This is a genomic window from Lysinibacillus sp. FSL P4-0201 (assembly GCF_038593425.1).
In the GTDB taxonomy this organism is placed as follows: Bacteria; Bacillota; Bacilli; order Bacillales_A; family Planococcaceae; genus Lysinibacillus; species Lysinibacillus capsici.
In genome coordinates this window covers 1,796,452-1,823,009 of record NZ_CP151995.1, presented here as the reverse complement: position 1 = coordinate 1,823,009, position 26,558 = coordinate 1,796,452, and the positions used below count along the sequence as shown (strand labels likewise).

Genomic DNA, 26,558 nt, shown 5'->3' with positions numbered 1-26,558 from the left:
TACGATTTTCATATTATTCAGGCTTTACCGACAAATAAAACCCCTGTAACTAGACAGGGGTCAATTGAATTTAGTATTTAAACGATTGAATGGATTCTTGCAGGTCTATTGCCATCTTTGCTAGATGGGTAGAGGCTGCTGCTACCTCCTCCATAGCTGCATTTTGTTCCTCTGAAGAGGCTGCAACACTTTGCACATGATGGCTTGATTTTATCGACACTTCACTCATATAGTCCATTTCCTGCACTAACTTTTCAATATCTTGATGAATTGCTTGAATGGCTGCCGTTACTAGCTCGGTCTGTGCTTGAACATCATTAATGGCATCATCTATTTGTATAAAGTTATCCCTTGCCACATTAACCTTTTCACGACCTACATGGACAGAATCATTACTATTAACCATATCTTCCTCGATAATCCTCGTGCTATCTGTAATTTGGGCCACTACTTTTTCAATATCGACTGCAGCAAGATTTGACTCATCTGCTAGCTTGCGGACTTCCTCTGCCACTACTGCAAAGCCTTTCCCATGCTCCCCGCTCCTTGCGGCTTCAATAGAGGCATTGATTGCTAGTAAATTGGTCTGTGTCGCTATACTCTTAATGACATTTACTGCTGATACAATCGCCGCTGTATTGTCATCTAAATCTTGCACACGTGTATTTAGCTCACTTGTGTTAGTAGAGATTTCATTCATTTGCGCTGTAACATCATGTACCGAAGAACGACCTGTTTGTGCCATATTTTTCGTGTTGACTGTTGCTTGATTCACGCTTTGTATGCTTGTAGAAATATCATTTATTTTCTTCAAGATATGGGCAGATAAATTTCGTACATCACTTGTTAATGTATCCTGCTGATCAATACCTTGTGCAATATCATGAATAGATTCTGTTACCACCTCTGTCGCCTGTGTAACCTCCATGCTACTTGCTGTTAGCTGTTCGGATGTTGCGGCAACTTGCTCAGAGGAGTTTCCGACTTGTTTCATCATCAGTCGAAGCTTTTCTGACATACTATTGAAGGAATCGGCTAAGTGCGCAAACTCATCCTTGGTTTTAAATTGTAAATGCGTATGCAAATTCCCTTCCGAAAACTTATCCATTTCAACTACTGTTTGTTGAATATTTTTTGCGATTCGTCTACCAAATAGTGTTGCAATGATAATGCTTATAAGTAGAGAAATAGCCACTAGAATCATAATTTCCAGGCCACTTCTTTCTCCTTTTTGCTTGGTAGCCTCAATATGAGCCTGCATATCTTCTTGCTGAGCTGTTGCCATCGTTTTTCCAAAGACAACCAATTTCTGAGAGCCCTCACCTAAAATCGGTAAAGCCATTTGTTGTGCTTGCTGATGATCCCCTCGCTGATAAAGAGGCACAATCTGCCCATCTATAGCCTTTTCCCAGTCGTCAAGCTGCGATAAAAATTGATCAAAATCTTGATTACTATCGCCTACTTCTTGAAGTCGATTAATCGACGTATGTAAGGTATTTCGGATTTCATGATGATTGTTGAGCATTTCTTCCTTGCCATATAACATATACCCACGAATAGCCGCATTCGCTCGTACGGTTTGGAACGAGATATCTTGATATAAATGGATTAATTCCGTATTGTCTTCGATTTCTGCTAATGTCTGATTATTATTATTCAAGTAGTACATAGCAATCCCTGATATAAGCAGTAAAAAGATGAGGACAATACCAAAAGCAAATTGCAATTTCCGTTCCACAGTTAGTCTCATATGATTCCCTCTATTCTTCTATAATCCACTTGAGTATAGCCTACCTAAACCTATTAGCCTATAAAATCTATGCTCCTCCTCCTAAACTATCGCTAAAATTTAACAATAATGAGAATTTCGCATCTAATCTATTGACAATAATATCCACTATTTTACTAGTTGAAATAGGAAGTAATCATTTGGAAACCATAGAGATAACACCAAAAGAGCGGAAGAAGTAGGAGCATTTTCAGAAAATGACCTCTTTTTTCTAAAAACTCTCGAATGCCTGAAGTTAGCATCATCGCACTCAGTAATAGTAAGCTATGTTGAGCCCCATAAATCTGCATAGAGAATGTGATGACCAAGGGCAGGATGGCTGGATAAATAGAATCTGCTAGTGATCTTTTTTCCCTCGTATCGGAGGGAATGCTTTCTTTCTCTGTGGATTTAGCGGCTATTAGTTTCTTTACAAGCATATAGACAAGACCAAAAAATAAAATTGTATAAACAATAAATAATAGCCACGACATTTTGCTTTTCTCATTTAACAAATGAAAATAATCCTCAGCTTCTTGTGCTTGCAGTACATAATACAATCCTGTTTTTTGATCCATTAGGAAGAATCGTTCATCCTCGACTATTACTTTCAAGGCCGTTTCCTTGCCATTATGGAAGTGTATGTATAAATCACTTACTGCTTCATGGTCTGCTGGTCGACTGCTAAGGTCCTTTTTAGTTTGTAAAACTTGCTGAAGGCGATCTGTATCTTTCACCTCATAGCGGTCGACGTAGAATACTTGCTTTAATGGATATAAATATTGCTCTTTGCCATTACTTCCAGACAAATACCAAGCCTCTTTAATTGATTGAATGGGAGTATGCAGCGGCACTAGCTCCTCCCGCTGCCTTTCATTGTAAATGAAGAGTAGTAGTGTGCTTATACTTAGAACAATGCCCAGAATAAGTGTATGAATATAACCAATCTTGTACACTTTATCACCTCCTTTACCACTTTACATTTATAGTAATTATTGTCATATACGATTTACTACTCTAATAAGTTTCAGCTATACTTAAATAGAGGTGATGATGTATGAGTAGACCAGAATTATACGTACATTTAGTAGTTGGTCCTGACTGTGATTTTGAATCCATGGCCATTCGAGCAGCACTGGAATCTTTTGGTGCAGGAGTGACACTCGATTTAATTGGCAGACCAAATGATTTAATTGATATTTTATCTGGAAATGATCTTCCTCACAAAATGGATTATTTGCTATTAAACTTTCACGGCGATGAGGGGCGATTTTGTCTGCCTGAGCTAGGAGAAGAGGTATATGAAGAAAATGAACCAAGGAGTATCTATTTTGACCCTCAAGATGTCTTAACCTATTGTCAGCTACAGGGTGTCAAGGTCATTGCGGCAGGCTGTACATTAGGCTGGCAGCAGCTAGCGACAGCCTTTTTAGAGAGTGGCTGTCATTCCTACCTAGCTCCTGATGATTATATTGAGGGTAATGCTAATCTCATGTTTCTAATTCACTTTTTCTATGAGATAATCACAAATCATAGAAGTCAGCAGGAGGCATTTGAACTCGCTCAAGCGACCGACCTAGAAACAGCCTTTTACAAGCTCTATTTAGCAGAAAAAAGATCGTAGCACCTACTACTTGGCTACGATCTTTCTTCTTTAGCGTTGATGTTTATCTAGCATGGCTTCAGTAAAAGCTTGTGACTGTCCTTTAGGAATACTGAGTGTTTGCCAATCAGAGCCCTTTACCTGTTTGGCGATATAAATGATTTGACCGACGTGCTGTGCATAGTGTGCCATTTGTCTTTCAATAGCATCAATGACTGCTAGCCGCTCCCCTCTAATCGTGACATGTCCCTGTAAATCGGATTCTGTTAAACTCGCCAAGGCCTCTAAAAACACTTGCCACCCCTTGTCCCAAGCTGAGATGATTGCTTCTTTGGTGTGAAGACTATCCTCAAACTCATCATCTCGATTTCTCGTTGGCTTTTCTCCATCTGTCGTTAAAAAATCTGTCCAGCGGGAAACCATATTTCCACTTATATGCTTTACAATCACTGCAATACTATTGGATTCTTCATTGTATGCCCAGTGCAATTGTGCCTCTTCCATTTGGGCAAGTGTTTTATCCCCTAGCTCTTTCACACTTTGAAATCTTTTCTGAACAACTTGTAAATAGGTTTGTGCAATTGTCATAGTCGAACCTCCATCCCCTCTTTTCTATCATTCTATTATAGCTCAATTGAAATGTCTCATGACTTATTCGCCAAGAATAAAATCTCTTGCAAGGATCGCCATTTTTTCTTGAACCTCCTGTGGTTCTCCATCAAGTTGATACCCGATATGATAGACATAGCCGTTATAGTAAGAATAAAACTCATTGGCTCTAGTAGTCATTTGAAAGATTCGCTTATCCGTCTCATCATAATTATAATAAGTATATACATAACCTCGTTCTGGTGACATCTCCCGATAAAACAGGGGATTCATAAAATTTAAGCCTATATTTGAGACTTTCATCCCTAAAGTTTCTTCCATATTTTTCGACTTCACATAGCTCGCTAAGGGATTATACTTTACATTTGTCACGGTAAAATTAATAAATTGTAAATCCACCCCAGTGGAGGATTTTTCTTTATAGCTAAATTGAAATTGCGTTTGTTGGCTACCATCCTCCATTTTTGCTGAAATTGCATAGACCTCATGTATATTTGGTTGAAATGGTAAATTTTCAGGATCAGTGAGATGAACGACATCCTCCAGTGATGTTGCTACTGATTGCATCGCCTCTAAACCTTGAAGTGGTGCAAAATATTGGATATTTTTTGCCTGACTTAAATAATTAGCAAGTGGAAGAAAATTACTGTATGCTGTGGCTTTTCCCTCCACTTCTGTTTGAAATAAATCCGTGAATGTAGGTGTTTCTCCTTCATCCTGTGTAGCCAACTCGCCCATCGGTTTTGCAGCTTGCCAGGCAATGAATAATAAAATAGAGCAGGTAATCATTATCGTAACGGCACGATATGTCCATCTTGGCTTGGGCATAACAGGCTCTTGCTGAATTTGTTGTCGAACCTTATGAATAATGGCTTCCTTATGTGCTGAAACATCTTGTAGTACCTGCATTGTATGCTTATCCATGGAAAAGCACCTCCCATTCAATATGTTGTAACTCTATTTTTAATAGCTCCTTTCCTTTCTTTAAACGTGATTTCACAGTACCTTCAGGAATCGCAAGTAGCTCCGCAATCTCTTTAATCGTCATCTCCTCCAAGTAAAAATAGACAATTGCTTCTCGTGGTTTGAGAGGTAAGCTTAAAATGGCATCATCTAACAGCGCTTGTTCATCTTGACGAATCAGTGTGTCCGGCAATGTTGAGTTTTGTTTGGTAAAAAGTTTATGCTGAAATGTTATTTTTCTGTATGCCCAGCTTTTTAAATAATCTTTGCATTTATTGATTGTCATGCGAGCTAAGTATGCCTTCATCTCTCCTCGTTCCTCATATTGTTTTTGATGATAGAACTTAATAAACACATCCTGTACAATATCCTCGGCTATTTGTAAATCCTTTGTATAGTAATAAGCAATTCGAAACAATTGCTCCGTATGTATAGCCATTAACTGCTCGAAATTTTCATGATCAGACACGCCATCATCCTCCTTCTACACTATAAACGACTCACAACCAGAAAAAGATTATTTTTCCAGATAGAAAAATACATAAAAAAAACCGCCTCAACCATTTGAGACGGTTTACTGTTACTTTATAAATTTTCATCAATATATGTTTCGATATCAGAAGCTATCGTATCAATCGGTACATCTTCAATGTTTTCAGCATAACCATTATACATTTTGACGAGGACACCATCTTTATCGACTAAGAAAAATTGATTGCCATGAATGACTTGGTCACTGTTAGGGTCGTTTTTCACTAAAATCTTTGTATTTTTCACCGCAAATTGTTCGATATATTTCTGTGAATACCCTGTAAGAAGGTTCCATTTAGATTCATCTGGAACATTGTATTTACTAAGATAATCCGCTAACACATCTGGTTGATCAACATCTGGATCTACTGAAAAGGCAACGATGTTATAGTCCTCTACTCCTTTTTTCTGAAGCTTTTCTTGGACTTGTGCCATGTTTAATGACATGGGCGGGCAGATGGACACACAGTTTGTGAAAATATACATACCAATCCAAGGCTTACCTTTTAAGCTTTCAAGCGAAACCGTTTCACCACGTTGATTAACATGTTCAAAATCGGGTATTTCTAGACTATAATCTGCTTTAAATTTTGAGTTTCCACATGCGCCTAGCACAGATGCACAGGCTAACAGCAGCACTAGCCCTATTATTTTACGTTTCATGTCAACACTCTCCCTAACCTACACTATCCCCATCCTAACGTAGGTTGTAAGCGTTGACAAGAACTTCTAAGTGACAGCTTTCGTACATCTTTGTGAAATCCATTTCATTTTAATGAAACGAGTGCAGCATGAATCGCATCAAGCTTTACTTCGACGCGGTGCAATAAATAAAATGACACTAAAATCGGAAAACCGATATCGGATATCATGTTCAACCACTGTTCCATCCTTCTCCTCCTCTCTCACGTTAAAAATGGTCTTTGCACTTCTCGTAGCAAAGACCATTGTTGAATTATTCTGTTACTACTTCAAATTCTTTGACTTGACGATCTACAATACGAGCTCCCTTGATGGCTGACAGTGCACCACCTTGCCCAGTAAAAACATTTTTAGCCATAATCGTTGCCATTGCCTGCTGAATGTCAGTCACCGTGATATTCGGCTTTGGTGCATCAATGGAAAGGGTTGTCGTTTTTCCATCAGTTGTGGCAAATTGCAATTCTAGAACTTGTGTCATTCTGTGATCCCTCCTTAAGATAAATCGTGTGTTTCCTGTTTCGCAATGCCAGCCAGTGATTGTGATGAAAGACTAGCAATAGCATAAGCAACAGCTAACAAATCGTCCGCGCTATGTGTGTTGTTAATATTTCGATACGATTTCGTGGTGAACGTAGGTTCATTGTTCTCATCGTAGCCATCCACATACTTGAGACGCAGTGTAGCATTTACAAAGTTAACATTAGCCATGTAGCATCACCTCCCTTCTGCACACTATATAAAGGCGAATTGCTAAAAAAGGGACATTAAGGATGAATTTTTTTTCGGAAGCTTTTATAATAGAGTGAGAGAAGGCAAAGAGGTGAACGATTTGTTACAAGGTTGGTTTTTATGGTTTATTTTATTTTGGGTTGTCGTCCTCATTTCATTGATGGCTATTGGCGGATTCTTCATGTTCCGCAAATTTTTAAAGGCACTCCCAAAGCAGGATGGAAAATCTGATTTAGATTGGCAAGAATATTATTTAGATAAAACTGTTCACTTGTGGGGACAAGCTGAAAAAGAATTACTCTATGAACTCGTAAGCCCCGTCCCTGAGCTTTTTAGACAAGTGGCGAAGGAAAAAATTGCAGGAAAAATTGGCGAGCTCGCATTAGAAGAAAAAGCAGCTGCCATTAACAATGACCTCATTATTCGCGGCTATATCCAAGCAACACCAAAACGCGATCACAAATTTTTACGCAAAAAATTAGAGCAAATGCAAATTGACATCTCCCCCTATGAACATCTATTCGAATGAGTAAATGCTGCACAAAAATTTGTGCAGCGTTTTTACTTAGCTATGGGATTATTGTCCTAAGAAGCTATCCTGCACTTTCCTAGCTCTATCCTCTTTATTTGGACTTCTAACCGCGCATTGCTGCTCTATCCTCTACTTTTGAGGTTCTATCCGCCACTTTTATGAGGCTATCCTGCACTTTCCTAGCCTTATCCTCTTTAGTTGGACTTCTATCCATGCTTTGCTGCTCTATCCTCTACTTTTGAGTTTTTATCCGCCACTTTTATGAACCTATCCTGCACTTTCCTAGCTTTATCCTCTTTATTTGGACTTCTATCCATGCTTTGCTGCTCTATCCTCTACTTTTGAGATTCTATCCGCCACTTTTATGAGACTATCCAGTTCCTCCAGCGCTTAAATGCATAAAAAAACTACACTAGCTTCAGCACTAGTGTAGTTTTGGAATTGTTTTTTTGACGCGTTTAAACTGGATAAGCATTGCGATACGCCAAGGTACTAACATGGCAAAGGCTAATATCCAGAACATACCTGCTAATTCACCGACATCGATGGAGCTACTTAAAATCATTTTCGCCACCACTCGGAATATTAACAATCCGATTAATATAAAAGCGAATGCTTTTGAACGTTTTAAATAAATATCTCGACCCTTTACTTCAAATTTAGAAGTAGCAATTAATATTGTCGAGAATACCATTCCTACAGCTGCCGCCTCTAAGATTTGCATCGGTGGTACACGGAATTGCTCGAATAAAAACATCAGTGCACCTGAGGACATCGCTATTGGTGGAATAATAATTTTCTTCTCATTTGTCGGCATTTTGGAAGCTCTCATTCGTATGACCATCACAAAGCTCCCCATAAGAATGGCCATAATGGTCGACCCTATAACATAATAGTGAGAAGGGATGCTGCTTAACATAAAAAAATCCTCCTCTAATGTCTAATTAACAATTTTGTCCAAGTAATTGATCAGCAACAGCCTTTAATCGTTCTGGCTCGAAAGGCTTTGTAATAAAATCCTTTGCCCCACTCTCAATCGCTTCTACGATTAATTTTTGCTGCCCTAATGCTGTTACCATAATGATTTTTGCATCTGGAAATTCTGGGATGATTTTTTTTACGGCTGCAATACCTGTCATAACGGGCATCGTTACATCCATTGTGACTAAATCTGGTTGTAACTCACGATACATCGCCACAGCTTCCTTACCATTTACTGCCTTACCGACTACCTCATAGCCCCATTCTGTAAACATATTACTGATTGCAACACGCATAAATAGCGTATCATCTACTACTAAAACTGTAGGCACATGTTCATCTCCCTCCACGTTAAAGTTCGGTATGCCTCTTTAGTTTAACAAATTAAAACCCTGTAAATCCACCGAAAATAGGCTGTAAAACGCGTGTAATATACGTTAAGCCATCAAAAAATAATAAAATCCCAACGGCAATCATGATGTAACCGCCGATTTTTACAATTTTCTGGCTGTGTGTACGAATCCAAGTCATTCGTGAAATGAAGAAAGATAGCACGAAGAATGGAATGGCGAATCCTAAATAATACGCAAACATATAGCTAAAGCCCGCACCTGGGTTTGTACTTGCTAACATGATAATCGAAGCAAGGATTGGTCCTGTACATGGTGTCCAGCCTGCCGCAAAGGCAATACCAATTAAGACAGACCCAAAATAGCCAGATGGTCTATTTTTAAATTGGAACTTTCGATCCTTCATTAAGAAGTCTATCTGCAATAATCCCACAATCATTAAACCGAATACGACGATTAAAATAGCCCCAACCTGTCGTAATAATGTTTGATAATTTAGGAAGAATTCTGCTGCATATGAAGCACTTAGTCCAATAATGATAAAGATAATGGAAAAGCCTAGTAAAAAGAATAGTGTGTGGAAAATGGCACGTTTTTGTAGCATACCTTTTTCTGATTTTAGCTCATCTAATGTCATACCCGTTATGTACGATAAAAATGCTGGATATAGTGGAAGAGTACATGGTGAAATAAAACTTAAGAACCCTGCACCAAAAGCTAAAAATACGTTAATATCAGATCCCATATTTTTTATTCGCTCCTTACAGTTACTGCATCCATCGTACCAAAAAATAAAATAAAAAGCGCCCTTCTAGTTTGTGAACGTTTCATGGCAAAATGATGAGATTTTTGAGAAGTCCCACCAAGCTACTTCTGCATTATGCGCTCCTGTTGATTTTCTGTCAACAAAATCCGCCAATCTTCCCCCTTTTTCAAAAAGAGTATAGCTAATTTTTCTACCTTTTTCTTGACAGTGTCGATTACTTGTCATTAATGTTGAAAGAAGCTTCTGTTTTTCATAGACACTATCACGCCCATGTTATAGTAAGAAACTATTTATTTTACACTCATCTTTTAAATCATCTGGATATACAGTCATCAGATGACCTTATTATATGTTTCATTATTATTTCTTTAAATTTCGACAGTCCTCTACTCTACACAAAGTGTTCATGGTAAACCATGAGTAAATGACTTATTTTCATGTATAATGATGATAGCAAATGAGCGAAAAAAGAGGTGTAGCCCTTGGAATTAAGAAAGATTAGACCAAAAAAGATCTATGAAGAAGTATCCGAAATCTTACATGAAAAAATACGAGCTGGTGTCCTAAAGCCAGGTGATCGGCTTGACTCAGTTGAGCAGCTTGCGGAGCAATTACAAGTGAGTCGTTCTGCTGTACGGGAGGCATTATCTGCATTAAAAGCAATGGGATTGATTGAAATCAAACAAGGCTCTGGAACGTTTGTCAAAAGTGTGCCAGCCCATCAGCTTGACTTTCCTTTATCCACCGCTATGTTAACGAATAAACAGGATATTGCTCATTTACTAGAAGTGCGCAAAATTATTGAAGTGGGAGCGGCAGGACGTGCAGCCCTCCAACGTACAGATCAGGATATTCAGGCAATGGTACAAATTTTAGAGGATATGAAGCAGGCACATGGTGATGGCGAGCTTGGTGAAAAAGCAGATTATCAATTTCATGCAGCTATTTCCAATGCCTCTCAAAACCCCCTACTCACTACAATTTTAGATCAAATTTCTGGTTTAATGATCGAAACGATGAAAGAGACACGGCGAATTTGGTTGTATTCACAAAAAACAACGAGCGAACAATTATATGATGAACATATGCAGATTTTCCTCGCGATTAAACAGCAAAACGAAGAGCTAGCCAAACATGCAATGGCATCTCATTTAAGCAACGTTGAAAAAGTGCTATTACAATATTTCGAAACAACAGAATCCAATTCACACTAAAAACTACCTAGTACAAGCTAGGTAGTTTTTCTTTTCTGAAAATTCATAAAAAAACGTTTTCACTTTTTCAAATTTGTTGTAAGATTAAATTATCGAAAAGTCATCTGATGACCAGTTGTTTACAAAAGGAGCGATGAAATATGAAAGTCACACTATTCGCCACTTGCTTAGTGGATATGTTTCAAGGGGATGTGGGAAAAGCAGTTGTTGAAGTATTAGAAAGACTTGGCTGTGACATCGACTTTCCAGAGGATCAAATTTGCTGTGGACAGCCTGCTTACAATAGCGGCTATGTCGAAGAATCGAAAAATGCGATGAAAAAAATGATCACAGCCTTTGAGCATGCTGAATATGTAGTCTCTCCCTCTGGTTCCTGCGCTTATATGTTGAAGGAATATCCAGAAGTTTTTAAAGGAGACCCCCTATGGGAGCCAAAAGCGCAAGCATTAGCAGGTAAAACCTATGAATTCACAGAGTTTATTGTCAACGTATTAAAGATAGAAGATGTTGGAGCGTATCTAGAAGGTAAAGCTACTTATCATACGTCATGCCATATGACAAGATTACTTGGTGTAACAGAGGCACCCTACCAATTATTAAAGAACGTCAAGGGCTTGCATTATGTGGATCTCCCTGGTAAGGATCGATGCTGCGGATTTGGTGGCACATTTTCAGTTAAAATGGGCAATATTTCTGGAGAAATGGTCAATGAAAAAGTACTGAATGTGGAAGAAACAGGCGCTGACATTTTGATAGGAGCTGACGCAGGCTGCTTATTGAATATCGGTGGCCGCATTCAACGTCAGGGTAAGCCAATTAAAGTGATGCATATTGCAGAAGTGTTAAATTGCCGATAAAAGGGGGAAATAAACATGGCCATGAAAACAAGTGATGATCGGTTTCAACAACGTGTCACGAAAGAGCTAGATAATCAGTTTATGCGTCGTGCGGTTTCGAGTGCCCAAGAACGTTTTCAAACACGTCGCCTTCAACAAGCAGAGGAATTAGGACATTGGGAAGAATGGCGTTCTCATGGAGAGGAAATTCGCAAGCATGTTTTAGCAAATCTTGATTATTACCTTTATCAATTAAGTGAAAATGTTGCCAAACGAGGTGGGCATGTGTTCTTTGCGCAAACTGCACAGGAAGCAACCGACTATATTCAAAGCATTGCTAAAAAGAAAAATGCGGCAAAAATTGTGAAATCCAAATCAATGGTGACAGAAGAAATTAACTTAAATACGGCTTTAGAAGCGCTTGGTTGTGAAGTGATTGAGACAGACCTAGGTGAATATATTTTGCAGGTGGCAGATCACGAGCCCCCTTCGCATATTGTGGCGCCAGCCTTGCATAAAAATAAGGAGCAAATTCGAGATGTTTTTAAGGAAAAACAAGGCTACAGTCAAACAGAAAAGCCAGAGGAACTTGCCCTTTATGTACGTGAAAAATTAAGACAGGAATATTTAACAGCCGATATTGGTATTACAGGCTGTAATTTTGCTATTGCTGAAAGTGGATCGATTACACTCGTTACGAATGAGGGCAATGCTGATTTAGTAACAGCGCTACCAAAAACACAAATTACAGTTATGGGAATGGAAAGAATAGTTCCTACATTTGAAGAAATGGAGGTCCTTGTTAGTTTATTAACAAGAAGTGCTGTCGGTCAAAAGCTAACGAGCTATATTACAACATTAACAGGCGTAAAGGACGAAGAGGATACGGATGGACCAGAGGAATTTCATTTAGTTATTGTTGATAATGGACGCTCGGCTATTTTAGGTAGTGAATTCCAGCCTATTTTACAATGCATTCGCTGTGCTGCCTGTGTTAATGCTTGCCCTGTCTATCGTCATGTTGGTGGGCATACGTATGGCTCTATCTACTCTGGACCTGTAGGTGTTGTGCTCTCTCCACTTTTAGGAGGCTACGATGATTTTAAAGAACTGCCCTATGCTTCTACATTGTGCGGTGCTTGTACAGATGCATGCCCTGTTAAAATTCCATTACATCAGCTCATTCACCGCCAACGTCAGGTCATTGTTGAAAATGAGGGCAAGGCCCCTATCTCTGAAAAGCTTTTAATGAAGGCATTTGGACTAGGGGCTTCCTCCCCTACCCTTTATAAAATGGCGACAAAAATGGCTGCACCTGCCATGTCTCCATTTACCAAAAACAAAACTATTTCTAATGGGCCAGGCCCATTAAAAGCATGGACTGAGGCAAGGGATTTCCCTGCACCAAGTAAAGACAGCTTTAGAGACTGGATGAAGCATCGTCCAAAAGGAGGCGGGCAATAATGACTGGTATGATTCAGCGTCGAGAAACCTTTTTAGCAAATATTGCGAAGCAGCTCGGACGTTCGCCTAAGACAGAACTACCACGACCAACTTGGCAGTATCAGCCACAAGATCGTGTGCTCAAAGATGCGACAAAGGATGAATTGGTGGAAATATTAATTAAACAGTGTGCCAACATCCATACCAATATTGTCATTTCTAATACTGCCACACTTCCAGAGGATTTACAGGACGTTGTTGACAAGTATGGAGGTCAGTCTGTTATTACATGGAAGGATAAACGGTTCCAGGACTACGGATTATCCGCACTTATGAACGAACAATGGCCACAAGCCAATATTCAGCTTTATGAATGGGATTCACAGCAACCTGAGGAAAATATCCGTCAAGCTGAAAAAGCAAATATTGGCGTGACAATTAGTGAAATGACGTTAGCAGAATCGGGAACTGCCGTGCTTTTTAGTAGCAAAGATAGAGGGAGAAGCATTAGCTTTTTACCTGAAAAGTCGATCATTATCATTCCTAAAAGTACAATTGTGCCTCGTATGACACAGGCAGCTCGTTGGATTAGTGAAAAAATCCGTCAGGGTGAAAAAATTGCTTCCTGTATCAACTTTGTTACGGGACCAAGTAACTCAGCCGATATCGAAATGATTCTTATCGTTGGTGTCCATGGCCCTATTCAAGCAACCTATATTGTTATTGATGATCAGTAAAAGAACAGGCATGCATTTCACCGCATGCCTGTTCTTTTAAGTTGTTGTGTTCGCAACACCTTCTGGGAGAGCTGCTTTTTCATAATACTCTGGATGTGCCTCTTTTAAAATAGATGAGCGCAGCATCACAAGTGAAATGATAATAATAATGACACTCGTTACTGGTAAAATAATAGTTGCTGGTAATGTATCATATAACATGCCATAGACTACCATACCAATCGGCATCATGGACATCGCCATCGTCTCCATTAGCCCAAAAACACGCCCACGGTACTCTTCCGCAATGATTTTTTGCATATACACCCCGATGGGCATATTAATCCCCATTTCGAAAATTGCGAAAATAAAGTAAATGATGAGATAGAAGATCACAATAGCTATATAGGTAAAATCAGTAACTAAAGGGATGACTGCTAAGCCAACACTTCCCGCCAATAGTAATAAGCTGATTTTCGAAAAGCGTAAAGGTACCTTTACTTCAGATCTTGTTGCGAAATAAAGGGATGCTAAGAGCATACCTAATGCACCAGACGCTTCAATAAAGCCAAAGTGTGTGGATTCTACTTTTAGCAATTCAATAATGATGTACGTTCCTCCAACAGCGATGGCAGAAAAGAATAGGTTGATCCACAATGCCACCCACATAATGGTCTTAATGACGTTACGTTGCTTGATATAATGAAAACCACTTTTCAGCCCTTCCCACATCTTTTCTTTTTTCGTATCTTCCCCTCTTGTACTATAAAGGTTAAAATCCATTGTTGCCTCTAAACAAAAGGCAATCGCATAGGCCACCATATTCACCATTAAAAATACATCCATATTAAAAAATCCATACATCATACCGCCAATGACTGGTCCTCCAATTGCAGCTACGGACATTGACATTTGGTTAAATGACATCGCACGTTGTAATCTCTCTGGATTGACAAGTGTGGCAATTGCTGATGAAAACGTTACACCAGAAAAGGCTGAGCAAATAGTATTAAAAACAGTAGCTATGTATATAGCATAAACGGACATTCCTACTGTTTCTGTATAAAGCAGTAATCCCCCTACTGTCAAAATAGTTCCTGCCTGTGCTATTAATATTGTGCGTTTTTTTGAAAAATTATCTGCGACATAGCCTGCTAAGGGTGCCACAAGTGCGCGGGGTAATACTGAACAAATCATATTGGTAGCGAAGCTCATTGCCGACCCAGTCATCGCTAAAATATACAAGCTAATACCGAATGCCATGACGTTTGCACCCAACATGGCAATCATTTTACTCGCCGTGAACGTCCATAAGTGATAGGTCGCCTTTTTTAATTTTTCCGCTTCATTCATTTAAATCCCTCCATTATTTAACTAAATTAAAAAGTTTAATTATGTTAAACAAAATATACCACAGCTTCCTCTTTTCATGCAAGCGAAAGTTTAATATAATTAAACAAAAGGAGGCGAGGCAGTGGACTCTTTAGGCACACGAATTCGCAAATTAAGGAAAGAACAAAAATTAACATTAGAGGCACTTGCCGGTGATCGTCTAACTAAAGGAATGTTAAGCCAAATAGAAAATGATAAGGCTAAGCCTTCTATGGAAAGCCTTGACTATATTGCTGAACGTTTAGGTGTAAAAGCTAGTGAATTACTGGAAGAAGTAACTCCATCCTCCATACGCCAGCTATTAGAGCAGGTGGAAAGTTTATTTGCAGAAGTAAAACGTGGTGATGCTCATCATCATCAAGAAATTGTCGATTTAATTAAGCCGTCTGTGGAGGGCCTGCCTCAAAGTTATGAAGCTGGCCGTTTATTGTATATTTACGCAGATGCCCAGTATGAAGCTGGATTAACAACATGGGAAGTCCCGCTTCAGCAAGCCCGCACTATTTTTAAGGAAATTAATTTACTCAGCCATTGGTTCAAAACCTTTATCCTCGAGATGGCTATTTTAGCTGCAAAACGTCAATATACATTGGCGTACGATCGTATCTTACAGGCAAAGGAAATTATCGAACAAGAGGACTATCAGCTCGATTCTCGTGATGCCTTATTAATGACTTATTATACAAGTATTTTCCAACTTGCAATTGGTGAGCATGAGGAAGGGAAAAAATTAATTCAAGAGACGATTGCCAATGCTCATAAAAACCAACTGTTCTATCAGATTGATAATATGTACAGAATTGGTGCCTATTGTGCCATGATTGATCGTGATTTTGAACAAACCAATCATATGTTTATGAAACTGGAGCAATATCAGGCATTTGCTGAACGTGTTGAGGTTGATGCTTTTATTTTTGTATTGAAGGCACATTATTGTAATAATTACAGCAATAATTATGAGCAGGCTCTGATTGAAATAGAACGTTTTTATCAGCTTAGACACGATGATTATTTAGACAAGCTAGATCCAAACTTTTACTATGCTGAAAAAGGAAAATCCTTATATTTACTTGGACAATATGAGGAGGCGAAGGCTGCATTCGAACAGTATAAACACAGACCGATCTATATTAATCATCCATATGATATTTTAAGCTTAAATGAATGCTTTTCCTATAAAGCCCTTTGCTATGCACATTTTGGTGAGCTAACAACAGCCTATGAAATTGCGAAAATGGCCTATACAGATTCACTGGATTTAGTGGATTTGCCCTATAAACGAAAAATTGAGGAAGTCTATCGAACGATTAAGGCACAGATTGATTCCATAACTTAATTAGTAAAGGGATTGCACGAGGCTGTGCAATCCCTTGTTTTTATTGCTGACGATCACTCTTTATTTGTTTATGGATCTTGCGTAACGCTTTTTTCGACCCACGTTCGATATCGTGCTGAAGCTTCCGATCCTGATAGTCTACAAATAATGTCTCTAAATCATAGCCTTCAGGGTATAACTCTGTTGCAGGTAATTCAAGGGCAAGCCGCTTTACATTCACCTCTAGTATTTGCCCCTGATAGAATACGCTGACATTATTGTACGGATTCATTTCTTCATATACCAATCCCACATCATCATAGTCCAATAATTTCACACGATCCCCCTTTGCAAATGTATAAGCCGCTGCCAAGCTTTTTTTCTCTTCTTTAGGCTTTCGAATTTTACTGTCCTGAACGATCGTCAGTTGATATTGTTTATTATTTATATAATCCTTTGCTCTTTGTAAAACAGCTTCTCGGACATTCATTTTTTTAGAAATCCATAAGGCATTGCTTTCTCCAGAGGTGCCGATGAGTAATTGGTACAAAGGCTCTAATGTTTCAGCATGGAAGCGCATTGCCGCATTCATAAAATCAGGATGCATTTCAGAAAATCGTTTAATTTCACCATAATGTGTAGTTGCCACAGTTATACAGCCCATTTGATAAAATTCTTCTAATATCGCAATGGCTAGTGCAGCTCCTTCATTTGGCTCTGTTCCACTGCCAATTTCATCAAACAGTAAGAGTGTATGATTATTAGCAGCTCTCATAATATCGGAAAGATTTTTCATATGAGAAGAAAACGTACTAAGTGCATTCTCTATACTTTGATTATCGCCAATATCAACAAAGATATGATCAAATACAGCCATTTCCGTTCCTTCGTCCGCTACAATATGGAAGCCCGACATCGTAGCTAATGTTAAAAGGCCAATGGTTTTCAACACAACTGTTTTCCCACCAGCGTTTGGACCTGTAATAATTAAGCTACGGTAGTCTTTCGCGATGGAAAATTGAAGAGGTACCGCATTTCCTGGTAGTAATGGATGCTTACCATTGATTAGTTGAATATAACCGTAATCATTTATACGTGGCTCCCTACCACCAATTTGTCTACTGAACTTCGCTTTGGCAAAAACCATATCGTATTGACTAATCAACTCCATGTTAATGGTGATGGCATGAAGATGTTCCATCAATAGCCCTGATAAAGACGCTAAAATCTGGTATTCCTCCACGGCTTCCTCTGCCTTTAAGGTAGCTAATTCTACATTTAATTTAGCGACAACACTTGGCTCCATAAAAACGGTTGCCCCTTTTGAGGAAATTTCAACGACCGTACCCTGTACATGATTTTTATAGGTCGCTTTAATCGGAATCGTATAGCGATCATCCTTTTGACTAATAAAAAATTCCTGAATATACGGTTTATTAGCACTGTTATTTAAAAATTTCGTTAAACGTTCTTTAATTTTTTCCTCTGTCGTTTCCATATGATGTCGGATGCGTTTTAATTCACGACTAGCGGCCGAATCTACACGATTGGCTTTGATCGCAAAATTAATTTCCTCCTCCACGCTTTTAAATTCAGCCATAGAATGAGCGTAAGAGGAAAGAACAGGCGCAAAAAATGCCTTATCTAACATAAATTTTTTGATGTTGCGGCAGCCTCTTAAAAAATCAGAGATACTCACTAGCTCACTGGGATCTAGAAGCATTCCCTTTTCAAGCTTTGTCATAATATGCTCAATATTCGATACCCCTAAAAACGGAACATGCCCCTCTGCATCCAATATTGCACGAGCTTCTGTTGTTTCATTCAACCGATTTTTTACCACTGCTAAGTTTGAGCTTGGCATTAATTTATCTAAAAGCTGTTTGCCTAACCCGCTGACACAATAGGATTTAACGATGTCCTTTAATTCATGATATTGTAATTTTTCAAGTGTAGTATTATTCATTTCTTTTTGCTCCTCATTGTAATGTTTTATCATACATGAAGATACCTACCCAATAATAGATAGCAATGATGGTTTAAACAAAATAAAAAAGCTGTGAGGAATCCCCACAGCTCTATCTTTAAAAGGCGCGTTTTCCTGGCATCACAAATAAAACTTCAGCTAATTGAAGTTTCTATCCTATCTGCCACGCTTAATAAAGTATTGTAGGTATCTACATAGGTTGTTGAAATAGATCCATGACAAAATAAGGGGTGTTTATAACATGTATCCCCTGCTGTCGTCATCGCCACTATTTCATTCAATTTTTACCTAGTTAGAACCTACCGCACTCACAAAAAGCACCTCTCATTAATTGATCATTGTTATCTAATTATTGACATTTTACTATATGCTAACAGGAAAGTAAAGGTACCTACCTTCAAAAGGTTTTCTCCTATTTTGTCGAATCTATCAAAAAGACTCTATTTGAAGGGAGTACCCAAATACAACAAAAGACTACCCATTGCCTGTTTACCTTCATTTTCTTATTTATTTTTATAATCCCTACAGCCTCTGCCACTGTGATTGGTGAAATAAACGCTATGGGCTTTCATTATGCAGTCTTGCATTTAGCGCAATATAAAGCAGCGGTGAATGAGTTATTCATTGTTAGCCTCATACTACTCAGTGCACTCATAATGGCTACCATTATTTGTTGGTTATTTTTTAGAAGGCAAAAGCATGAGCTGAAAAACCCCGCAGTGTTGTAATCGTTCTGCCATTCGCTCTAGCGATTTTAATAGTGCTCAAACAGTCACTTCATCTCTATAAGCTACCTATATTTTTCACCATGTTAGTGGAGGAATTTTATCGATTTTTCGGATACGTTTAAACAAAATAGCAGACAATCTAGCAGCCCAATCCGATAAGGAATAAAAAAGTTTTGTGCATTACAAAGCGAAGTGGTAAAAGTTACAAAAAAAGACCTGTAGAAAAATCTACAAGTCTTTTACGAAACTGATTTATGATGGGCTTTTCTTGTTTCTATAATTTTCGAACCAGAAAATAAAAGTAAAGCTGCCCAAATAATGCTGAATGCAAGGAGCTCAACCTGACTAAATGGCTCTTTGTATAGCACGATGCCTAAAATCAAGACAATCGTTGGCGATACATATTGGATAAACCCTAGTAAATATAAAGGAATATTTTGTGCCCCCTTCGCAAATAAAATAAGCGGGACGGCTGTTACTAAACCACTAAAGATCATCAAAATATCTGTTTTAACATCGACATGTAAAAACGAGGCTTGATGTGTAGCAAAAAGATAGACATAATAGCCTAAAGCAAAGGGTAAAATCAATAACGTTTCAATGGCTAGGCCTCTTGTAGCATCCAGTGTAATTTTCTTTTTCAGCACACCATAAATAGCAAAAGATAGCGCAATCAATAAAGCTACCCAAGGTACTGAGCCGTAATTGATCGTCAAAATAATCACCGCAATAAAAGCAATTCCTGTTGCTACCCATTGTGCACGACTCAGCGATTCTTTAAAGAAAATCACCCCGAAAATTACAGACAATAGCGGATTAATATAATAACCTAAGCTCGTTTCAATGAGATGATTATGCGTCACTGCCCAAATATATAAATACCAGTTCATTGAAATGACAAAGGATGCACCCGCAAGCTGCCAGAAATGCTTTTGATGTGACCATAAATATTTTAAATCTGCTACGAGATCCTGACGCATTCGAAATACGAGCACTGCCAGCACCGTAAAGACAAAGGACCAAATGACACGGGATAATAAAATCTCCATACTTGGTACATGCTCAAGTAATTTCCAATATAGAGGGAATGCTCCCCAAAAGGCATAGGCAAAAAAGGCTGCCAAAACTCCTTTTTTCTCATTTGACATGATATTAACGCTCCTACTCTTACTGAAATCGGTTAACGATTTCCTATAATCTTAAACTAGTTAAAGAATAGACTCATTATAGGACTTTGAGTAGCTGCTGTAAATGCCAAATTTCTAGTTCCTTTTAAAAGCTGTTAACCTTTTTGTTCCGACTCTAGCTCAGAAATATACTTGCGTACAGTACTATAGCTAATCTCTGGATTGATTTGGCGCTTGATGCGAATATGGATTTCTTTAATTCCAACCCCTTGCTCACGCATATCTCGAATCATCGACTTCAAAGGCCCCGTCAATGACTCTCTTGACATCGCTGTATATTTACTTAGTTCAATGAGAAGATCTGTATTTTGTTGACGGAGCACCTTCATCTCCTCCACCAAACAATTATATTCAGTGACCTTTTTCTGCAAGACCGTGTTTTGCTGCTTTAACTTTTGTAGATCCTCTGTTAGCTGTGCATTTTGTTTTTTTAGCATTTTTCGTTCTCGTTCTAAACCATTTTGCTTGTTATCTAAATCCTTATACATAGCATTATATAACTCTTCCATATGCAAAAGCTCTAGATAGCGACTTTGTGGTACAATCATTAAGCTATCTGTCGTGTATAGAGCAAGCGTCCCATCTTTAAACGGCTCATACGACAATGTAGAGGGATTTATTTTATTTGCCATTTATTTTTTCACTCCTCCACGAATAATTACATGTAATCGAATAACTTTGTGTAGCATCTTTCCGCTTCCTTTTCCACTTGATAATCATTCTCATTTAACATTATCATAATCACTATTTTACTTTTTGTCAAAGATCATTTCACTTGTGTGGAAGGAGCCTCTATCTGCCTACCCTTTCCATAAAAAAAGCCTCTTGCAACAATAGCTGCAAGAAGCTTTAGCCTTACATTTTTTTCAGTTTCTCATACTCCAATTGCAAACGCTCAATACGTTTACGACCTTCTTCACGGTTTCTTGCTGTTTCTGCTTGAATTTGCTTTGTTTCTTGAATACCAGCCATAATTGTTTGCCATGTTGTTTCAATGGTTTCGATTTTAATGCTTGGGCTACCAGCTTGACGAGCGATATTCACACTGTTCTTACTAATATTTTCTGCATTACGCACAAGCATTTCATTCGTACGACGATCTAGTTCCACCATAGAATCAGAAATCAACTTTTGACGCTTCAATGTCACTGCGTGAATAAGCCCCTGCTTAAAGATCGGAATCGTTGTGACAAAGGCAGAATTAATCTTGGCAATTAGATGATTGTTCCCTTGCTGCATTAAGCGAATTTGTGGTGCTGATTGGAATGATACTTGTTGTGCCATTTCTAAATCATAGCGACGTTGCTCTAATAATTCCACAGCGCGAAGCATTGTTTCATATTCCATAGCTGCCAATTGATCACCACTTTGAGCCTTTTGTTCAAGTGCTGGTAAAGACGCACGAACCTCTTCTGTTTTCACTTCAATAGCTGCAACAAATTTACTTAATGATTGGAAGTAGTTTAAGTTTTGATCATACAAATTTTCAAGGTCAATGGTATTACGCTTCATTTCCCCTTCATATTTTTGGATTTCACGGTAAATGACATCCACTTCTTTATTCATGCTGTCATACTTAGATAAGAACCTTTCCAATTGTTCTTTTCCTTTGTTAAAGAGCTTGGAGATGAAACCGCCCTTTTTCTCTTCCGCAAAATCCTGTGGATCAAATTTATCCATAATTTTATTCAGGTTATTTAAAAGCACACTCGATTCTTCCAGCTTACTAGCTTTCATCGTTGCGAGCATTTTATCAGAAAAGGTTGAAATGCCACTTGCCGTTTCTTTACCGAGCTCTAGCATGGCAATTTGATCTTTGACATCAATTTTTTGTGCAAGTGTATGAACCTCTGGATCCTGCTTTAACATTAGCTGGTTTTGAGCGATTTGTGATAGTTCCTGCTCAGATACAAGTACTGGCTTTTGCTCAGCTGTTTGCTGTAAAAGTGGATTTGGCTGTAATAAAGGATTTTCTGAAGCGAATGGGTCCTTGGATTTTAAAAGATCATTGTTGAATTCAGACATATGTTTTACCCCCTGCAATTTATCTCTACTAATTACTTACGATTACCATGTAAAAAAGTTTCATTTTCTATAGGATGAAAAAATACGAATCTGCTATACAATAGTCATTCTGGTGTACCTTATATTGCAAACTATATTGATTAGGGTGAGCATTATCAACAAAAATTTCCACTTCAGTGCAATAGTGAAGAATTTCTGCTATTTCTTTACTAGTAGGGCACAGCTGTTGAAGCTTTTGAAAGAGCTGCGCTTTTTCTTCGATTGTTGCTAAACGCTGATTTGATGATCGGTCAAGAATTGCCTCCACCTCTGATTTAGCTAACATCATCTCATCCCCTTTTATAAATTATAGCTTCTTTCTAGCCAAAATTCGACTGATTCCGTAAATTCCTTTACATTGTTTGCTAACAATGGCACCATGACACCAAAAAAGCAGCTACATTATCCATGTAGCTGCCATTATGTTATGTTGTTACCTTTAATACCGTTTTAATTTTTTGAATGACGCCGCCAGAGCTATATGTCAATACACTACGTTTATAGAACGATAAACTGAATAGGTATACGACAACAATCGTTACGACTAAAATTCCTAAAGAAAGTAATGGTACAATGCCACCGATATCTGTAGCGCCAATACGCATTGGCATGATCATTCCAGAAGTTAGTGGGATATAAGAGAATATTTTAATGATAATTGTATCTGGATTCCCCATGCCTGTCAGCATAACATAGAAGCCAATAATCGTAATAATCATCGCAGGCATTAATACTTGACCCGCCTCTTCTACTTTCGATACTAAAGAGCCAAATAATGCACCGATAATAAGATAAAGGATAACTGTTAACAGTAGGAATACGATAGCATAGATGACATAGCCAACGGACAATTCCTTGACAATGCTAGCAGCTGCATCCCAAACCATTCCACCTTTGATAAACTTCGCATAGATAAGGAACACGATCGCAATAATACCCATCTGTGTTAAAGCGAGCAATAAAACTCCAGCGATTTTTGCTTTAAAATGTGTCCCAGGTTTGACACTAACTAACAGCATTTCCATTGCGCGTGAGCCTTTTTCAGAGGCTATTTCAGTCGTAATCATCGATAGGAATGTAGAAATGAAGAAATAGATTAAAATTCCTACCGCATAGGAAACTACTAGCCCTGATTGCTTTTCTTCTTCACTTTTTCCACCTGTTGATGCCTCATTTAAGTTTTTCGTTGAAATTGTTGTTTGAGCTGCCATAATTTGTGCCGCTTGCTCAGGTGAAAGCGATAATTGTTGTACAGCATAGTGTTGTCCTGCATACTGTAATAAGGATGATAATGTAGATTGATCGTTTAATTTCAGTGGTGTAAACGTAGCAATTTCCGCATGTAATTGACCATTTTGGTCGTTAATCGTCACAATCGCATCCAGCTTGCCGTCCTTTACTCTTTTTTCAAGGGTCGTTACATCTTGCTCATCCTGAATAAAGTTCATATCTCCATTCGAGACAAAAATACCACTTAGATCAGCAGAGGTTTTATTAATAATCGCGATTTGCTGTGCTTCATCATCACCTGTGAATAATTCCTTAATTTCTGACCAGAAGACAGCCACTGACATGACAATTACATATAAACTAGTCATTAAGATAAAGGATTTTGATTTAATTTTAGCTTTATATAATTGCTTCATTAATAAACTAAACTTCGACAACATGGCCACCTACCTTATCTTTAAAGATTTCATCTAACGATAAATAATCTAAGCTGAATTTTTCAATATACTTCCCATTGGATAGCTGCTCAAAGATACCTTGAGCAAAGCTTTCGTCCACTAATGTAAGCACTGTTTGCTCCTTCTCTACACGCACATCCTTGACACCATCAAGTGCCAATAATTGTGTTGTTGACCAATCCGTACGGACAGCAAGCTTTGTTTTACCATATTGTTTCTTTAAATCTAGTAAGCTTCCAGAAAATAAAGAAACACCTCGTTTTAATAAACACAAATGATCACAAAGCTCCTCGACATTGTCCATTTGGTGACTGGAGAACAAAATCGTCGTGCCTTGCTCTTTCAATAGTAAAATAGCATCCTTTAGTAAATCTTTATTGACGGGATCTAGCCCACTGAACGGCTCATCTAAAATTAAAAACGCAGGTTTATGGATAAAGCTTGCAATTAGCTGTACCTTTTGCTGATTCCCCTTTGACAGTGTTTCTGCCTTATCCTTGCGTTTTTCCTCCAGTTCAAAACGTTGAATCCAAAAATCTATTTCCTTTTTCAGCTCTGCTCGTTTCATGCCACGTAGCTCACCAAAAAAGTAAAGCTGCTCCTCTACCTTCATTGTTGGGAAAATACCACGCTCCTCTGGTAAATAACCAAGGACATCTCGGTTAATGGCATTAACTGGCTGCCCATCCCAAGTAATCGTCCCCGCTGTCGTCTCCTGTAAATCTAAAATCATTCGGAATGTCGTTGTTTTTCCTGCACCATTTTGACCAATTAGACCGAAAATTTCCCCTTTTTCAATGGTAAAATTTAAATCATCTACAGCTGTAAAATCCTTGTACTTCTTTGTGACATGCTGTAACTGTAATGTCATGTTGTCTTCCTCCTTATCCTTCAAATATATGTAAGTCTTGTTTCAAGCCCTTTTTACGATTTTCATTTTTTACTATAGGAATGAATAGCAGTAAGGCGACAATCAAATTCATGCACCCCACACTTGTATTCATAGATCCTACAACGAATTCCCGTAAACCAAGGGATAGATTATAAATACCAATGATTAAATTTAACAGTAGCACGAATATAAAAATGCGATTCATGGATTTAATATAGTTTATTTTCGAGGAAGCATCTGAAAATATCTCAAAAGGGCCCTCCGATTTTGATTTTCGATAATAGGCCCACCCACCAAACTTAGACACACACTCGATATGCATTTCGTCTAGAAACTCAAAATAATCCTTCGACTTTCTATTGATAAATTCATTTCGATAAATATATTGACCTGGTGTCCCTTTTTCAAAAACAAAGTAGCCTACTACCGTCTTTTTAAGATTCCACCCCCGATCTGCCATGTCATTGACCCATCGCTCTTCCTTTTCGTAATCAATAAAAAAACGATACATTCTTTTTTTCATTTTGCATCACTCCTACTATAAATTCATGCTTCCTTTTTCATTATTTTCTGATTTCCCGGAAAATAATAGACGCTTCGTTAATCCGAAAATACATTTAATTCTCTCTTTAATCGATTACGTATACGCATAAGCTTATAGAATGGGAGGGCAAATAATACAACAACCACAAGATTCAGCGTATTTAACGCAAAACCAACCCAGTCTGTTGTTTGCTCCGAAAAATCGCCAATTAAACCGATTAGTCCAATGAACAAATTAAGTAGAATAAGAGAAAGCAGGATCCTCATCTTTTTTGACAGGTTACCAATTTTCGTTTTTTTATCTGTATACAGCTCAAATGGACCTTCCTGTGCTGCTTTTCTAAAAAATACAAAATTTCCAGAGCGGTCTACTTGTTCAATGTCAGAGGATTTGAGAAATTCGAGAAATTCCTCTTCATAGTGCGTACCGAATCGCTCTAATTCATCATGGCGATAAATATAGCTATTTGGTTCTCCACGCTCAAACGTAAAACGAATCCATGTAAATTTTTTTAAGTGCCAGCCCTGACTAGCCATGTCATTGACCCACTTCTCTATTGCATAGGGATTAATCATCAATCGATATTTATGCATATTATTCAACTCCTCTCGTTATACGGATACCATTGTCAAAAAGTTCCCTTAATCGTAAAATTTCATATTCCACCACTGTTTTTCCAGTTTCAGTAATAATATATTCTTTCTTTCTGCCATCTCCATCAAGTGCCTCTATCCATCCTCGTTCCAACAATGTTTTAATCGCACCATATATGGTTCCGGCCCCTAAGCGCACTCTTCCATTGCTCATTTCTTCCACCAATTGCATAATGCCATAGCCATGCCTCGCCTCATATAATGCTAATAAAATATAATAAACGCCCTCTGTTAATGGCGGATGCTCCTGTGTCATACAAATCCTCCTTTATATCGTCCATCAATATATCGCCAGTCGATATATTCAAAATATATCAGCAGTCGATATAATTGTCAACGCTCATTCACAGTGTTGCAGATCCTTG

The 26,558-nt window shown here is 38.2% G+C and carries 30 protein-coding genes; 7 read left to right on the top strand and 23 right to left on the bottom strand.

Annotated features, from left to right (window positions below; genetic code table 11):
* Positions 1 to 70: 70 nt before the first annotated feature.
* Together MKY76_RS08880 and MKY76_RS08875 are read right to left on the bottom strand one after the other, a co-directional pair.
* Positions 71 to 1,750, bottom strand: a complete 1,680-nt coding sequence (locus MKY76_RS08880; RefSeq protein WP_342557676.1) for a methyl-accepting chemotaxis protein — start codon at positions 1,748 to 1,750, stop codon at positions 71 to 73.
* Positions 1,751 to 1,905: 155 nt separating this feature from the next.
* Positions 1,906 to 2,724, bottom strand: coding sequence for a hypothetical protein (locus MKY76_RS08875; protein ID WP_342557675.1), 819 nt, complete (start codon positions 2,722 to 2,724; stop codon positions 1,906 to 1,908).
* Positions 2,725 to 2,825: 101 nt separating this feature from the next.
* Between MKY76_RS08875 and MKY76_RS08870 the strand changes: the two genes are divergently transcribed.
* Positions 2,826 to 3,392, top strand: a complete 567-nt coding sequence (locus MKY76_RS08870) for a delta-aminolevulinic acid dehydratase (protein ID WP_342557674.1) — start codon at positions 2,826 to 2,828, stop codon at positions 3,390 to 3,392.
* A 30-nt stretch (positions 3,393 to 3,422) separates the two neighbouring features.
* On the opposite strand, the gene MKY76_RS08865 is transcribed toward MKY76_RS08870, so the two are convergent.
* From MKY76_RS08865 to MKY76_RS08835, 7 genes are all read right to left on the bottom strand, one after another.
* Positions 3,423 to 3,959: a DUF1572 family protein gene (locus MKY76_RS08865; protein ID WP_342557673.1), complete on the bottom strand. Its 537-nt coding sequence runs from the start codon at positions 3,957 to 3,959 to the stop codon at positions 3,423 to 3,425.
* Positions 3,960 to 4,022: 63 nt separating this feature from the next.
* Positions 4,023 to 4,904, bottom strand: a complete 882-nt coding sequence (locus tag MKY76_RS08860; protein WP_342557672.1) for a hypothetical protein — start codon at positions 4,902 to 4,904, stop codon at positions 4,023 to 4,025.
* On the bottom strand, positions 4,897 to 5,412 hold the full coding sequence (locus MKY76_RS08855; protein ID WP_342557671.1) for a sigma-70 family RNA polymerase sigma factor: 516 nt from the start codon (positions 5,410 to 5,412) through the stop codon (positions 4,897 to 4,899). The genes MKY76_RS08860 and MKY76_RS08855 overlap by 8 nt, the downstream gene beginning before the upstream one ends.
* Before the next feature lie 116 nt (positions 5,413 to 5,528).
* Positions 5,529 to 6,137 carry an SCO family protein gene (locus MKY76_RS08850; protein ID WP_048390205.1) on the bottom strand — a complete coding sequence of 203 codons (609 nt, stop codon included), beginning with the start codon at positions 6,135 to 6,137 and terminating at the stop codon, positions 5,529 to 5,531.
* Positions 6,138 to 6,241: 104 nt separating this feature from the next.
* Positions 6,242 to 6,364, bottom strand: a complete 123-nt coding sequence (locus tag MKY76_RS08845; RefSeq protein WP_004229459.1) for a YvrJ family protein — start codon at positions 6,362 to 6,364, stop codon at positions 6,242 to 6,244.
* A 65-nt stretch (positions 6,365 to 6,429) separates the two neighbouring features.
* Positions 6,430 to 6,654 (bottom strand): DUF2922 domain-containing protein, encoded by a 225-nt coding sequence (locus MKY76_RS08840; protein ID WP_281216653.1) that lies wholly within the window; start codon positions 6,652 to 6,654, stop codon positions 6,430 to 6,432.
* Between the two features lie 14 nt (positions 6,655 to 6,668).
* The gene (locus MKY76_RS08835; protein WP_004229465.1) at positions 6,669 to 6,884 is read right to left on the bottom strand and encodes a DUF1659 domain-containing protein; all 216 of its coding nucleotides are present in this window, start codon (positions 6,882 to 6,884) and stop codon (positions 6,669 to 6,671) included.
* A gap of 121 nt (positions 6,885 to 7,005) precedes the next feature.
* Here MKY76_RS08835 and MKY76_RS08830 point away from each other — a divergent pair, with 121 nt between their 5' ends.
* The gene (locus MKY76_RS08830) at positions 7,006 to 7,434 is read left to right on the top strand and encodes a DUF2621 domain-containing protein (protein WP_004229468.1); all 429 of its coding nucleotides are present in this window, start codon (positions 7,006 to 7,008) and stop codon (positions 7,432 to 7,434) included.
* A 427-nt stretch (positions 7,435 to 7,861) separates the two neighbouring features.
* On the opposite strand, the gene MKY76_RS08825 is transcribed toward MKY76_RS08830, so the two are convergent.
* The 3 genes from MKY76_RS08825 to MKY76_RS08815 are packed head-to-tail and all read right to left on the bottom strand — an operon-like array spanning position 7,862 to position 9,513.
* The gene (locus MKY76_RS08825; RefSeq protein ID WP_004229470.1) at positions 7,862 to 8,356 is read right to left on the bottom strand and encodes a cytochrome c biogenesis protein CcdC; all 495 of its coding nucleotides are present in this window, start codon (positions 8,354 to 8,356) and stop codon (positions 7,862 to 7,864) included.
* A 25-nt stretch (positions 8,357 to 8,381) separates the two neighbouring features.
* Positions 8,382 to 8,768 (bottom strand): response regulator, encoded by a 387-nt coding sequence (locus MKY76_RS08820; RefSeq protein ID WP_004229473.1) that lies wholly within the window; start codon positions 8,766 to 8,768, stop codon positions 8,382 to 8,384.
* Between the two features lie 34 nt (positions 8,769 to 8,802).
* The gene (locus MKY76_RS08815) at positions 8,803 to 9,513 is read right to left on the bottom strand and encodes a cytochrome c biogenesis protein CcdA (protein ID WP_016995208.1); all 711 of its coding nucleotides are present in this window, start codon (positions 9,511 to 9,513) and stop codon (positions 8,803 to 8,805) included.
* Positions 9,514 to 10,016: 503 nt separating this feature from the next.
* Between MKY76_RS08815 and MKY76_RS08810 the strand changes: the two genes are divergently transcribed.
* The 4 genes from MKY76_RS08810 to MKY76_RS08795 all read left to right on the top strand — a co-directional run bounded on the left by MKY76_RS08810 (position 10,017) and on the right by MKY76_RS08795 (position 13,764).
* A complete protein-coding gene (locus tag MKY76_RS08810) occupies positions 10,017 to 10,748 on the top strand; it encodes a FadR/GntR family transcriptional regulator (protein WP_048390198.1) in 732 nt (243 codons plus the stop codon).
* 140 nt (positions 10,749 to 10,888) lie between these two features.
* Positions 10,889 to 11,605, top strand: coding sequence for a (Fe-S)-binding protein (locus MKY76_RS08805; RefSeq protein WP_342557670.1), 717 nt, complete (start codon positions 10,889 to 10,891; stop codon positions 11,603 to 11,605).
* A gap of 15 nt (positions 11,606 to 11,620) precedes the next feature.
* Entirely contained in the window at positions 11,621 to 13,048 is a 1,428-nt protein-coding gene (locus MKY76_RS08800; RefSeq protein ID WP_342557669.1) for a LutB/LldF family L-lactate oxidation iron-sulfur protein, read from the top strand.
* Positions 13,048 to 13,764, top strand: coding sequence for a lactate utilization protein C (locus MKY76_RS08795; protein ID WP_066038257.1), 717 nt, complete (start codon positions 13,048 to 13,050; stop codon positions 13,762 to 13,764). The genes MKY76_RS08800 and MKY76_RS08795 overlap by 1 nt, the downstream gene beginning before the upstream one ends.
* 36 nt (positions 13,765 to 13,800) lie before the next feature.
* Here the strand turns inward: MKY76_RS08795 and MKY76_RS08790 are convergent, their stop codons facing one another.
* A complete protein-coding gene (locus MKY76_RS08790; RefSeq protein ID WP_112117793.1) occupies positions 13,801 to 15,096 on the bottom strand; it encodes an MFS transporter in 1,296 nt (431 codons plus the stop codon).
* A 121-nt stretch (positions 15,097 to 15,217) separates the two neighbouring features.
* Here MKY76_RS08790 and MKY76_RS08785 point away from each other — a divergent pair, with 121 nt between their 5' ends.
* Positions 15,218 to 16,471 carry a helix-turn-helix transcriptional regulator gene (locus MKY76_RS08785; RefSeq protein WP_048390189.1) on the top strand — a complete coding sequence of 418 codons (1,254 nt, stop codon included), beginning with the start codon at positions 15,218 to 15,220 and terminating at the stop codon, positions 16,469 to 16,471.
* A 40-nt stretch (positions 16,472 to 16,511) separates the two neighbouring features.
* Here MKY76_RS08785 and MKY76_RS08780 read toward each other — a convergent pair whose 3' ends face one another.
* From MKY76_RS08780 to MKY76_RS08735, 10 genes are all read right to left on the bottom strand, one after another.
* A complete protein-coding gene (locus tag MKY76_RS08780) occupies positions 16,512 to 18,416 on the bottom strand; it encodes an endonuclease MutS2 (protein WP_257961326.1) in 1,905 nt (634 codons plus the stop codon).
* 988 nt (positions 18,417 to 19,404) lie between these two features.
* Positions 19,405 to 20,313 carry an EamA family transporter RarD gene (rarD, locus tag MKY76_RS08775; protein ID WP_048390187.1) on the bottom strand — a complete coding sequence of 303 codons (909 nt, stop codon included), beginning with the start codon at positions 20,311 to 20,313 and terminating at the stop codon, positions 19,405 to 19,407.
* A gap of 134 nt (positions 20,314 to 20,447) precedes the next feature.
* Positions 20,448 to 20,984, bottom strand: a complete 537-nt coding sequence (locus MKY76_RS08770; protein ID WP_342557668.1) for a hypothetical protein — start codon at positions 20,982 to 20,984, stop codon at positions 20,448 to 20,450.
* Positions 20,985 to 21,207: 223 nt separating this feature from the next.
* Positions 21,208 to 22,377, bottom strand: a complete 1,170-nt coding sequence (locus MKY76_RS08765) for a toxic anion resistance protein (protein ID WP_048390185.1) — start codon at positions 22,375 to 22,377, stop codon at positions 21,208 to 21,210.
* A gap of 67 nt (positions 22,378 to 22,444) precedes the next feature.
* Positions 22,445 to 22,705 carry a hypothetical protein gene (locus MKY76_RS08760; RefSeq protein WP_342557667.1) on the bottom strand — a complete coding sequence of 87 codons (261 nt, stop codon included), beginning with the start codon at positions 22,703 to 22,705 and terminating at the stop codon, positions 22,445 to 22,447.
* 136 nt (positions 22,706 to 22,841) lie between these two features.
* Entirely contained in the window at positions 22,842 to 24,086 is a 1,245-nt protein-coding gene (locus MKY76_RS08755; protein WP_342557666.1) for an ABC transporter permease, read from the bottom strand.
* Positions 24,070 to 24,975, bottom strand: a complete 906-nt coding sequence (locus MKY76_RS08750) for an ABC transporter ATP-binding protein (protein ID WP_054550841.1) — start codon at positions 24,973 to 24,975, stop codon at positions 24,070 to 24,072. Before MKY76_RS08750 ends, MKY76_RS08755 begins: the two co-directional genes overlap by 17 nt.
* Positions 24,976 to 24,988: 13 nt before the next feature.
* Positions 24,989 to 25,519, bottom strand: coding sequence for a DUF2812 domain-containing protein (locus MKY76_RS08745; RefSeq protein ID WP_257961330.1), 531 nt, complete (start codon positions 25,517 to 25,519; stop codon positions 24,989 to 24,991).
* A 77-nt stretch (positions 25,520 to 25,596) separates the two neighbouring features.
* On the bottom strand, positions 25,597 to 26,133 hold the full coding sequence (locus MKY76_RS08740; RefSeq protein WP_319840187.1) for a DUF2812 domain-containing protein: 537 nt from the start codon (positions 26,131 to 26,133) through the stop codon (positions 25,597 to 25,599).
* A 1-nt stretch (position 26,134) separates the two neighbouring features.
* On the bottom strand, positions 26,135 to 26,449 hold the full coding sequence (locus tag MKY76_RS08735) for a PadR family transcriptional regulator (protein ID WP_009374222.1): 315 nt from the start codon (positions 26,447 to 26,449) through the stop codon (positions 26,135 to 26,137).
* Between the last annotated feature and the right edge of the window lie 109 nt (positions 26,450 to 26,558).